The 11,417-nt window shown below is 62.9% G+C and carries 12 protein-coding genes; 3 read left to right on the plus strand and 9 right to left on the minus strand.

What is annotated here, in order from left to right; all coding sequences use genetic code 11:
• Positions 1-16 precede the first annotated feature (16 nt).
• Genes SB756_RS02550 through SB756_RS02565 form a run of 4 tightly spaced genes read right to left on the minus strand, consistent with a single transcriptional unit; the run spans position 17 to position 3,695 of the window.
• Positions 17-820 carry a carbon-nitrogen hydrolase family protein gene (locus tag SB756_RS02550; RefSeq protein WP_341796112.1) on the minus strand — a complete coding sequence of 268 codons (804 nt, stop codon included), beginning with the start codon at positions 818-820 and terminating at the stop codon, positions 17-19.
• Positions 821-871: 51 nt separating this feature from the next.
• Positions 872-1,867 (minus strand): TRAP transporter substrate-binding protein, encoded by a 996-nt coding sequence (locus SB756_RS02555; protein WP_341796111.1) that lies wholly within the window; start codon positions 1,865-1,867, stop codon positions 872-874.
• A gap of 29 nt (positions 1,868-1,896) precedes the next feature.
• Entirely contained in the window at positions 1,897-3,180 is a 1,284-nt protein-coding gene (locus SB756_RS02560) for a TRAP transporter large permease subunit (protein ID WP_410910104.1), read from the minus strand.
• Complete coding sequence (locus SB756_RS02565; RefSeq protein WP_410910105.1) at positions 3,180-3,695, minus strand: TRAP transporter small permease; 516 nt, start codon at positions 3,693-3,695, stop codon at positions 3,180-3,182. Before SB756_RS02565 ends, SB756_RS02560 begins: the two co-directional genes overlap by 1 nt.
• A gap of 329 nt (positions 3,696-4,024) precedes the next feature.
• Between SB756_RS02565 and SB756_RS02570 the strand changes: the two genes are divergently transcribed.
• The gene (locus tag SB756_RS02570; protein WP_063426967.1) at positions 4,025-4,594 is read left to right on the plus strand and encodes an SPOR domain-containing protein; all 570 of its coding nucleotides are present in this window, start codon (positions 4,025-4,027) and stop codon (positions 4,592-4,594) included.
• 190 nt (positions 4,595-4,784) lie between these two features.
• Positions 4,785-5,210, plus strand: coding sequence for a GTP pyrophosphokinase (locus SB756_RS02575; protein WP_341796108.1), 426 nt, complete (start codon positions 4,785-4,787; stop codon positions 5,208-5,210).
• Between the two features lie 3 nt (positions 5,211-5,213).
• On the opposite strand, the gene SB756_RS02580 is transcribed toward SB756_RS02575, so the two are convergent.
• Together SB756_RS02580 and SB756_RS02585 are read right to left on the minus strand one after the other, a co-directional pair.
• The gene (locus tag SB756_RS02580; protein ID WP_410910106.1) at positions 5,214-5,906 is read right to left on the minus strand and encodes an endonuclease; all 693 of its coding nucleotides are present in this window, start codon (positions 5,904-5,906) and stop codon (positions 5,214-5,216) included.
• Positions 5,907-5,912: 6 nt separating this feature from the next.
• Positions 5,913-6,155: a DUF1654 domain-containing protein gene (locus tag SB756_RS02585; protein ID WP_016498977.1), complete on the minus strand. Its 243-nt coding sequence runs from the start codon at positions 6,153-6,155 to the stop codon at positions 5,913-5,915.
• A 200-nt stretch (positions 6,156-6,355) separates the two neighbouring features.
• Here SB756_RS02585 and SB756_RS02590 point away from each other — a divergent pair, with 200 nt between their 5' ends.
• Entirely contained in the window at positions 6,356-8,401 is a 2,046-nt protein-coding gene (locus tag SB756_RS02590) for a TonB-dependent receptor family protein (RefSeq protein ID WP_410910414.1), read from the plus strand.
• 65 nt (positions 8,402-8,466) lie between these two features.
• Here SB756_RS02590 and SB756_RS02595 read toward each other — a convergent pair whose 3' ends face one another.
• The 3 genes from SB756_RS02595 to SB756_RS02605 are packed head-to-tail and all read right to left on the minus strand — an operon-like array spanning position 8,467 to position 11,410.
• Positions 8,467-9,762 carry an NAD(P)/FAD-dependent oxidoreductase gene (locus tag SB756_RS02595; RefSeq protein ID WP_410910107.1) on the minus strand — a complete coding sequence of 432 codons (1,296 nt, stop codon included), beginning with the start codon at positions 9,760-9,762 and terminating at the stop codon, positions 8,467-8,469.
• A gap of 54 nt (positions 9,763-9,816) precedes the next feature.
• The gene (locus SB756_RS02600; protein WP_016498980.1) at positions 9,817-10,239 is read right to left on the minus strand and encodes a RidA family protein; all 423 of its coding nucleotides are present in this window, start codon (positions 10,237-10,239) and stop codon (positions 9,817-9,819) included.
• Positions 10,240-10,270: 31 nt separating this feature from the next.
• Complete coding sequence (locus SB756_RS02605) at positions 10,271-11,410, minus strand: tyramine oxidase subunit B (protein WP_341796104.1); 1,140 nt, start codon at positions 11,408-11,410, stop codon at positions 10,271-10,273.
• Positions 11,411-11,417: the final 7 nt, after the last annotated feature.

Consider the following 11,417-nt stretch of genomic DNA (forward strand, 5'->3'; position numbering starts at 1 on the left):
TCGATACCGCCTTGGGTCAGATGCGATAGGTTTCGGGCAGCCGGTCGCGGAACGGGTGCACTTCGAATATGCCCGGGTCACGGATCAGCGACTTGTTGCGTGCCTTGGCCAGGTCGATCTCGGCGGTGTACACACCGTCTTCCAGGCCGGCGCGCACCAGGGTTTTGCCGGACGGTTCGATGATGTGGCTGGTGCCGATGAACTGCATGCCCTCGTCCATGTCGTTGCGGTTGGGAGCAACGAAGTACACCATGTTTTCAGCGGCGCGCACGGTGCTGAAAATGTCCGGCAGCATGCGCGCCTGTTCTGGCCAGGCAGCAGGCAGTACGACGATGTCGGCGCCTTCCAGGGCCAGGGTGCGTACCACTTCGGGGAAGCGGATTTCGTAGCAGATGGCCAGGCCGATGCGGCCGATGTCGGTATCGAACACAGGCGCTGCCCATTCGCTGGGGCGGTCGGTGAAGCGGTCGCCGATCATGAACGGCAGGTGGCGCTTGCGGTGCAGGCCGATGATGCCCTGCGCGCCGATCAGCGCAGCCGTGTTGTACACCGAGCTGGCGTGCCGCTCGTAGAAGCCGACCACGATCAGGATGCCGGTCTGCGCCGACACCTCCAGCAGTGGCGCCAGGGCGTCGAGGCTGATGGCGCCGCGCTCGAGGTCTTCACGGCTGTCGAACGCGCCGCCAGTGATCAGGCATTCGGCAAAGGCGATCAGCCGCGAGCCTTGTGCAGCGGTCTGGCGTGCCAGCGCGGCAACCTTGTCGACGGTCAGGGCCGGGTTACCGGCCACCGGGTGAATCTGGGCTACGGAGATTTTCATGCTGTTCCTTGATGGCAGTTGAAAGGCGCCGCAATGCGCGGCGCGAGGGCGTCACTGTGGCTGGTAACCCATGGCCTGGTAGACCTTGCTGACCAGTTCGGGATTGATCTGTGCGGCGTACTTGTCGACCACGGGGCGGATTTTGGCCTGGATGCGCGCCACCTCTTCGGGCGGCAGCTGGTTGACTTGCATGCCCGCGCCCTGCAGGTCGGCGATGGCCTTGCTGTCGGCCTCCCGGGAGATGCGCCGTTGTTCCAGACGCACTTCCTGGGCAACTTCGGTCAGCAGTTGCTGCTCGTCCTTGTTGAGGCTGTCCCAGAACGTCTTGCTGATCAGCACGATCTGCGGGTTGTAGTTGTGCCGGGTCAGGCTCAGGTACTTCTGCACCTCGTTGAAGCGCGAGGCGAGGATCAGCGCCGCCGGGTTTTCCTGGCCGTCCACGGTGCCGGTCTCCAGCGCCGTGTGCACCTCGGTGAAAGGAAGCGGCGTCGGGTTGGCACCGAGTGCCGCCCACACGTCGAGGAACAGCGGCGATTGCTGGGCGCGAATCTTCAGCCCGGCGATGTCTTCCAGCTTTTGCACCGGCCGCGCATTGTTGGTCAGGTTGCGCTCGCCCAGCTCCCAGAACGCCAGGCCAACCAGGTTTTTCGCCGGCAGCTGGTCGGTGAGCATCTTGCCCACCTCGCCGTCGAGCATGGCATCGACCTTGGCGGTGTCGGTGTACAGGAACGGGAAGTCGAGGATGCCAAAGTCGGTGACGTGGTTGAGCATCAGCCCGGCGTTCCAGGTCATCATTTCCACCACGCCACCCTGCAAGGACGACAGCACCTGCACGTCGCCGCCCAAAACACCGTTAGGGAAGGTGCGTACCTTGATCTTGCCTTCGCTGCGCGCCTGAACCTTCTTGGCGAACAGTTCCATGCCAATGGCCGGTGGCGTGCCCTTGGGGCTGGTAGCGGCGAACTTGATGACGCGGGCATTGTAGTCGGCGGCCATGCTCAAGCTGCTGGACAGCAACAGGGCGGTGATGAGGGCGAGTTTCTTCATGGACAGTACCTTTATTGTTATAGGGGAGATCAATGCCCGAACCACTGGGCGGGAACGGTGACCAGTTCGGGGAAGATGACCAGCAGGGACAGCACGATGATTTCCGCGATCAGGAACGGGAACGTGCCTTTGAGCAGTGCCTCGTAACGCATGCGACCGATGCCGCAGACCACGTTGAGCACCGTGCCCACCGGCGGGGTGATCAGGCCGATTGAGCAATTGATCATGAACAGCACGCCGAAGTAGATCGGGTCGATGTTCGCAGCGGTCACCACCGGTACCAGGATCGGCGCGAGCAGCAATACGGTGGGGGTGAGGTCCATGACCATGGAAATCACCAGGATCAGCAGCATCAGCACTACGATCAGCAGCCGCGGGTTGTCCATCACTGGCTGGATCAGGTCGATGATTTGCCCGGGGATATCGGCGATGGTGATCATCCAGGCCGGGATCGAAGCGGCAGCTACCAGGAACATCACGGCAGCGGTGGTCTTGCCGGCGCGCAACAGCAGTTCGTTGAGCGACTTGAGGCTGAGCTCGCGGTAGATCAGCGACGACACCAGCAGGGCATAGACACTGGCCACCGCACCGGCCTCGGTCGGGGTGACCACGCCAAAGCGCAGGCCGACGACGATGATCACCGGCAGCATCAGCGCCCAGAAGCTGTCAACCAGGGCCTTGAGGCGCTCCTTGCCGCTGGCCTTGGGGCTCAGCTCCACATCGTTGTTACGCCGCGACATCAGCCACCAGGCCACCACCAGTGCGGCGGCGATCATCAGGCCCGGGGCGATGCCGGCGAGGAACAGCTTGGTGATCGACAGCCCCGAAGCCACGCCCAGCACGACGAAACCGATGCTGGGTGGAATGATCGAACCCAGCACCGACACCGATGCGATCAGGCCCCCGGAGCGGTCACGGTTGTAGCCGGCGATGACCATCATCGGCAGCAACAGGGCGGTCAGCGAGGCGGCGTCGGCCAAGGCCGAACCGGACAGGCTCGACAGCAGCACGCCGGCAAAAATGGTGACGTAGCCAAGCCCGCCGCGCAGGTGGCCGACCAGGGTGATGGCCAGCTTGATGATGCGGTTGGACAAGCCGCCGCTGTTCATTACCTCGCCAGCGATGATGAAAAGCGGAATTGCCAGCAGCGGGAAGCTGCCCGCCGAGTTGATGATGTTCTGCGCGATGATCTGGCCATCGAACAGGCCCAGCAGCCACATCAACGCCACGCCGCAGAGGATCAGGGCATAGGCGATGGGGGCGCCGATCAGGATGGCGGCCATCAGGACGCCGACGAAAACAGACAGGGCCATTATTCGACTGCTCCGTCATTGAGCGAAGTTTCGGTCTGGGCGGGCGTCGGGAGGTTGCCCGTGAGGTTCCTGACCAGTTGGGTGCAGATCAGCAGTGCGCTGAGGATGCAGAAGACCAGGCCTGCGCCGTAGAACAGCGCCATGGAAATACCCGTGGAGGGAGCGCCGACATGCAGGTTGATCAGGGTCTGCTTCCAGCTGCCGTGGAGAAACAGCCAGGTCACATAGAGCATCAGCAGTTGCGTCAGTGCCAGCAGGCAGCGGGCCACGCCAGGCGAGACGCGGCGGGTGACGATGTCGACGCCGATGTGGCCGTGTTCGTGCAGCATCAGTTGCGCGCCAGCAAACACCAGCCAGACAAACGCCAGGCGGGAAATCTCTTCACTGAAGAACAACCCCGAGTTGAAGCCATAGCGCAGCACGACGTTGGTGAAAATCAGGCAGGTGATGCCGACCAGGCAACCTACCACCAGCGTCTTGAGGATGATGAAGTAAGCACCGACCAGGGTTTTCATGGCGCCTCCTGGGGCAGAACTGCCCAGGAAGCGCCAAAAGCGCCCGGTGCGATCATGCGGACGCAAGCATCCACCTGTATGTATGAGCGGGACATGGGTTCACCTTTATTATTATTCGACATACGTCGTCGTATGACTGCCCCGATTCTTGTACGAAATTCCCGGTTTGCGCTGCCTCAAGTTTTTTATCAGCGGGATAAGAAATGGCGATCAGCGCCGCCGTCGGTGGTGTCGTCCGATGACTTGGTTGCAAGGTGTAACGTATGGTCGCGGTCCTTGCGCGGGGCCGTCGTGCTAGAATCCGCCCCTTCGAATCTGGAGGTACACGCGTGCGCAAACTGGCTGTGGTAATGGCAGTGCTTGCCTTGGCGGGCTGTGAGAACGAGGTGGAAGGCGTGCACAAGCAGGTGGCCGAACACCTGCACAACCCCAAGACCGCCAAGTTCGGCAACGTGCGGATCGACACCCAGGGCACCATCTGCGGCCAGGTCCGCGGCAAGGACGATGCCGGGCAGTACGAAGCCTACCGCAGCTACGTGGCCATCAAGCGCGACGGCCAGTACGACATCATCGTCGACGACACCGGCAACAACCTGCGCATCCGCGAAGTGTGCGGCGGCGCCGACCTGCAACGCCGTGCCGATGCACTGGCTGGCCAGCCGGCCCCGGAGGGCTGGGATGTGGAAGTGATCCAGGGCGCCAACATGGGCGCGCTGAGCGACATGACCGCACGGCTGATCGAAAAGGGCATCCCCTCTTCGGTGGAATACCGCAACGGCAAGCCGGTGGTGCTGATGGGGCCGTTCCCTAGCCGTGAAGAAGCGCAAGCCCGCAAGGACGAAGTGATGGCCAAGCTGGGCACCGATTCGGTGGTTATCCAGCACGGCGCAGCCCGCTAGAACTGCAGCAGTGGGTGGGAGGCCGGAGCCTTCGCGGCACCTGTGGGAGCGGGCATGCCCGCTCCCACAACATTTGCCTTCATAAGGCCGCGCCAACCGGGTGTGTGTAGCTTTGTCAGGCGTGAGTTAGACATTGTTCACACAAGTTTGGCTATGCTTGGGTGGAAGATGCCGAACGGGGAGGGGCCTCATGTCTACACTGGAGCGGGCCATTGCCGTGGCCGCCAGAGCGCATGAAGGGCAATACGACAAGGGTGGAGTGGCGTACATTCTCCACCCGCTACGCGTGATGATGCGGGTGTCCACGCCCGAGCAACGGATTGTCGCAGTGCTTCACGATGTGATCGAGGACACCCCGCTGACGTTGTCCGACCTGGCGCGCGAGGGGTTTGCGCTGAAAATCCTTGCCGCCTTGCTGGCGCTCAGTCGCCGTGAGGGCGAGCCTTACCAGGACTTCGTGGTACGCCTGGGCGACGACCCGTTGGCCCGAACCGTCAAGCTTGCCGACCTGGCCGATAATAGTGACCTTTCCCGCATTCCTTGCCCTGGCCCCGCCGACCTGGCGCGGCTGGCCCGTTACCGGGAAGCCAGCGCCTATTTGCAAGCACTGGCCTGAGGCTCAACTACACGCCTTGAGGTTGACCGGGCCCACAAACTCGTTACCTCGTCCCATCACACAGGCTACCTGCTGGTTGCGTTGCCGCTCCCATGCCTGCGGCGGGTAGGTCTTGTTCCAGGCCTCGTACAACTGGCGGTCCTGCCTGGACAGGCGCAGGTTGTACTGCTTGCTCATATAGAAGTAGGTGCGGGCGATCATGCCGCGGATCGACGGGCGTGGCATCACCTTCTTGGCCTTGAAGTCGACCTGGGTCAGGCAACTGCCATACTGGCCGCGCTGTTCTGGCAGCCAGCCGAAACTGAAGTTGCTACGGTCGCCGTTGACCTCGCCGATGCTCGGCACCAGGTTGTGCAGGTCGGCTTCGGCGCGTTTGTACACCTCGTCATGCTGCGAGCACTGCTTGCGCCCGCCGCTTTGCCAACACTGGCGCTGATGGCCGATCTGCCAGGCCGGTACGATGTGTTCCCACTCGATGCGCGACGCGCGCTGGGCATTCTTGCGCGGGGCATAGCCGCAGGACGCCAGGTCGACCTTGTTGCCCTTGTATTTGCAGCCGCAATAGAATTCGGTCGATTGCGGCGCATAGAGCTTCCAGGCGACTTTCTTGGCCTCCTGAAAGGTGCGTGGGGCATCGGCTTGCACCAGTGGAGTGGTCAGTAACAGGCAGGCTACCGCGAAAAGCGAAACTCTCATGCGCGGTCAGTCTTCCTTCGGTACGGTCCAGAAAACCTGCACGCCGCCGTCGTCACGGTGGGCGAGGGTTACGTTGTCGTTCTCGGCGATTTCCTCAAGCAAGGTTTCCCAGTCATCCGGGCTTTCCTGCTCCAGGCGAAAGATCAGCGCCGCACGGCTGCGCTGGGCGGTGGGGCTGTTGATGATCTTCTGGATGCGTACACCCAACTGTTCATAGCTGCTCGGGGTGGCGGAGGCGGTGCTGGACACAGGAAATTCCTTGTTTTGCTGTATGCGTATACAGTATTTCAGCGTAAGTAAATTCGCAACTGCTTGCCAGGAAAAATCCTGCGTTCGCGCTGCCGCTGCTGGTCTGGTGTAATGCCGGCAATTTCTGGAAGCTGCGCATGTATCGATTTCTTTCTCGTTTTCCTTCATCTACAAGCCTGGTCCTGCTGTTTGCAGGTGGCATGAGCGCCAATGGCGGTGCCAAGGCCAGTTCACCCGATGTAGTCGTCATGGACCCGTTGGTGGTGACCGGCGTCTATGCGCCCACCAGCACATTCGACCTGCCGTTTTCGGTGGATACCGTTGACCTGTCCCACGGCCCGGATGGCCAGCTTGGCGTCAACCTGTCGGAAGTGCTCAGCAAAGTACCTGGGCTGGTGGTGCAGAACCGGCAGAACTACGCGCAAGACCTGCAGATTTCTTCACGGGGTTACGGTGCTCGCTCGGCCTTTGGCGTGCGCGGCATAAAGCTGCTGAGTGACGGCATACCGGCCAGTACGCCCGACGGGCAAGGGCAGGCCGCCACGCTGAACCTGGACGTGGCCGACCGGATCGAAGTGCTGCGCGGCCCGGCAGCGACGCTGTACGGCAGCAACGCCGGTGGCGTGATCCAGATGTTTACCCGCGACGGGCAGGGGCCTGCACGCGTGGGTGCCGAAACCACCTTTGGCAGCGACGGCTTCAACAAGAACCACCTGTCGGCAGAGGGCGGCAACGACACCGCAGGTTTCGTGCTGGATGCCTCGCGCCTGGATACCGATGGCTATCGCGACCACAGTGCCGCGCGCCGTGACCAGACCTTCGCCAAGGTCAATTTCAAGCCCGATGAAGACTCGCGCATGGCGCTGATCTACAGCAGCCTTGAGCAGAACAACACGCAGGACCCGCTGGGGCAGACCTGGGATGCCTACAAGCATGACCCACGTTCCACAGCGGCAGTGGCCGAAACCTACAACACCCGCAAAAGCATCGACCACCAGCAGCTAGGTATGAACTACGAGCGCTACTTTGGCGATGCCATGCTGCAGTTCAACCTGTATGCGGGGCGGCGCAGCGTGGTGCAGTATTTGTCCATCCCCAGAACGGTGGCCTCGAACAGTCAGCGTGGCGGCGGGGTTGTGGACTTTGATCGTGAATTCCACGGCGGCACCCTGCGCTGGATCCAGCCGGTTGCCGACGTACCGGGAAATCTCACCTTCACCGTCGGCGCCGATTACGACCAGAGCAAGGACGACCGCCGGGGCTACCAGAATTTCAGCGGCGACCAGTTGGGCGTTAAAGGTGAGTTGCGCCGTGACGAGAAAGACACCGCTACCAGCCTGGACCCGTACCTCCAGGCCCATTGGGAAATCGGCAACTGGACCAGCGAGCTGGGGCTGCGCTACAGCACCATGGAAATGCGTGTCGACGACCATTACCTGGCCAACGGTGACTCCAGCGGCTCGAAGAAGTACCAGCAGGCCACGCCATCACTGTCGGTGATGTACGCGTTCACGCCGGACCTGCGCGGTTACGTGAGCGTCGGCAAAGGCTTCGAAACCCCCACCCAGGCCGAGATGGCCTATGCGCCGGGCTTGGCCGAAAGCTTCAACTTCGGCCTCAAGCCCGCCACCAGCATGCAGTACGAAACGGGTGTGAAGTACCGGCTTGGCGAGCGCACGCGCCTGAATGCGGCGGTGTATGAGATTCATACCGATGACGAAATCGTCGTTGCCAGCGCTACGGATGGTCGAACCAGCTATCGCAATGCAGGGCGTACTGTACGACGTGGCTTTGAGGCGAGCCTGCAAAGTGACTTGAGCGAGCAGTGGCAGGCCACCCTGGTGTATACCCGCACCGATGCCCGCTATGCCGATGACATCAGCCAGACCATCGAGAGTGGCAACCGCCTGCCCGGTGTGCCGCTGAACAACCTGTATGGTGAGCTGGTCTGGAAGCCGGTGTCGTCCATCAGCATGGGGGTTGAAGGGCAGTACCGCAGCAAGGTGTATGTGGACGACAGCAACAACGCCAGGGCCGCACCGGCTTATGCGGTATTCAACTGGCGGACCCGGTTCGAGCAACATGTGGGGCCCTGGACGTTCCACCAGCTGCTGCGGCTGGACAACCTGTTTGACCGGCAGTATGTGGGGTCGGTGATTGTCGGTGACGGCAACGGGCGTTATTACGAGGCAGCGCCTGGGCGGTCGTGGTATGCGGGGGCGGGGTTGGAGTACCAGTTCAGGTAGCCGGCAACATCCTCACCAGGCAGGCAGCGCGGTGTATTGCACGGGCTTGCCCACTCCCACTTGTGTCAGGCAAAACGCTCGAAGGAGTACGGGGACGGGTCGATCAGCGGGGTGGCCTGGGCCACCAGGTCTGCCGCCAGCTGGCCAGCAGCAGGCGAGGTGCCGAAGCCATGCCCGGAAAAGCCGGTGGCCAGGGTCAGGCCCGGGATACTGGCCACCGGGCCGATGACCGGGTTGGAGTCGGGGGTGACGTCAATCGTGCCGGCCCAGGCGCTGGCGATACGGGCCTGTTCGAACACCGGCCAGGCCGCTTTCAGGTTGCGCATGGCCTCGTCGTTGAGTGCCGGGTTGGCGTGCGGGTCTTGTACCCGTACACGCTCGAAGGGGGTTACATCCGTGGCCTTCCAGCGCCGGGCCAGGGCCAGGTCCTTGAAGAAGTACTTGCCAAAACTGATCCGCAAAAAGTCCCGCTGGGCACGCAGCTGGGGCAGGTAACGCTTGCCCAGCAGCAGGTGATCGAGGGTGAGGAAGGCGTCCAGCGCGCCACGCTGGGTGATGATGTAGCCGCCGTCCTTGTGCTTGCGGAAGGAAAAGTCCGGTGCGCCCACGGCGATGTCGGTCGGCCCGTCCATTGGCTGTGTGCGCAGCACGGAACAGGTCAGCGGCAAGGTCGGCAGATTGATGCCCAGGTTGCCGAGGAACTTGCGCGACCACAGGCCACCGGCCAGCAACACCTGGTCGCAGCGGATTTCGCCTTGCTCTGTGACCACCCCGCTGACACGGCCGGCTGCGGTGACCAGCGTGCGCACCGCGCAGTTCTCCACTACCACTGCACCTTTGGCGATCGCCGCCCGGGCGATGGCGCTGGCGGCCAGGTTCGGTTCGGCGCGGGCGTCGGAGGGGGTGAAGATGCCACCTGCCCAATCCGCCCGACCACCCGGCACCATCCGGGCGATTTCACGGGTGCTAAGCAGGCGCGAATCCAGGCCCAGCGCCTCGACGCTTTTCAGCCAGCCTTCATGCATGCCCATCTGCGTGTCGTTACGGCCGATGAACATGATGCCGGCTTGGCGATAGCCAACGTCGCTGCCAACCCGTGCGGGCATCTCGGCCCACAGCCGATCAGCCGCCAGTGCCAGGGGAATGTCATGGGCGTGGCGGTTGGTCTTGCGCACCCAGCCCAGGTTGCGCGACGACTGCTCGCCAGCGATACGCCCCTTTTCCAGCACCACCACCGGTATGTTGCGTTCGGCGAGGCTCAGTGCGGCGGTGAGGCCGATAATGCCGCCACCGATGATCACCACGGTAGTGGCGTCGGGGTGGCGGGTGCTGGTTTGCACAGGGGCGATCGTGGGAGACATGGCTTTACTCTTTGTTGTGCGTGCAGGGGGAGTGTTCAGCGCCAGCCGGCGGCCTCACTGGCCAAGGCGGATCAGGGTCACTTGCGCTTGCCCCGCACCGCGGTAGGCGGTGACCTCCAGCTCGACCTTGTAAACGGTGGAGCCCAGCGGCGGGCAGGTGACCGTGGTGGCCGGGTCGATGCCGCGGAACTTCTCGCCGATCACGTCCATGACCCGTGGTACATCGGCAGGGTCCTGGATGAACACGCGTGAGTTGATGACATCGGCCAGGCTGGCATCGACTGCGGCCAGCGCGGTTTCGATGTTGGCGAACACCTGGTGGGTCTGTTCGATGACGTCCTCTGGAATGACTTGGGTCTGCGGGTTGCGCCCGGCGGTGTTGGAGACGTGAATCCAGTTGTCCACCGCCACCAGGCGGGAGTAGCTGGCCATGTCTTCGAACTTGGAGCCGGTTTTCAGTTTGATGATCTGTGTCATGGGCTTTGCCTTGTTATCCGGTTGCGGGGGATCAGCTGAGAACGGGGGTTTCCCAGAGGTTGAGCTTTACGCCGATGCCTTGCTCGAGCGCCTTGCGGTACACCACGGTGCCCCAGGCCACGTCTTCGACGGGCATGCCGCCCACCGACATCAGGATGATTTCGTCGTCATGCAGGCGGCCCGGTGCGTCGCCGCTGATGATCTTGCCGATGTCTTCCACCTGCTCGGGGGCCAGCGTGCCTTCGGCAATCATGTCCATGAAGCGCACACCTACCAGCGGCACGTGGTTGTGCGCAGGCTTGGGCAGCTCTTCGAACCAGGCCTCGTAGAGGCCGGTGTTGTCCACCACCTTGCGCACGTCGTCCTGCTCCATGCCGGCGTCGATACTGCACGGGGCTGGCATGGCCAGGAACGCGCCAGGCTTGACCCACTCGCGTCGCACCAGCGGGTACTGGCTGGGGTCGCCGACTTCGCCCGAGCTGCAGTAGCTGACCAGGTCGGAACCGCGTACCACTTCTTCCAGGGTTTCAACCACCTGGACATGAGTGATTTGCGGGAAGCTGGTTTTCACCCAGGCGACGAAGGCATCCAGGTTCTTCTGGCCACGGCCCTTGACCTTGAGGGTGTCGATCAGCGGGCAGACGGCCATGAACGCAGCGACCGTGGTCTTGCCCATCACCCCCGGGCCGGCCAGGCCGATGACCTTGGCGTCCTTGCGCGCCAAGTGGCGGGCGCCGACGCCCGGGATGGCGCCGGTGCGATAGGCCGACAGCAGGTTGGCCGACATGTGCGCCAGTGGCGCGCCGGTGTCGGCATCGTTGAGGGTGAACATCAGGATCGAGCGGGGCAGGCCTTTCTCACGGTTGGCGATGTTCGAGCCGTACCACTTGGCGCCTGCGGTCTGGAAGTTGCCGCCGAGGTACGCCGGCATCGCCATCATGCGCCGGTCGGCGGTGGGCTTGGGCATGTTGGGGAATGGCGAGTGCTCGGGGAAGGTAATCATCGCGCCGTGCGAGTCGCTGTTCGGGCCGGCCATGCGGTAGTCACCCTGGTACAGCAGGCCGAACATTTCTTCCATGGTGTCGACACAGGCCGGCATGTCGGTGACGCCGGCACGGATCATGTCCTGCTCGGACAGGTAGATGAAGTCAATTCTGGTATCGAGGGTCATGGCGGGT

The sequence above is a fragment of the Pseudomonas sp. SIMBA_068 genome (genome assembly GCF_046534705.1).
Lineage (GTDB): Bacteria > Pseudomonadota > Gammaproteobacteria > Pseudomonadales > Pseudomonadaceae > Aquipseudomonas > Aquipseudomonas putida.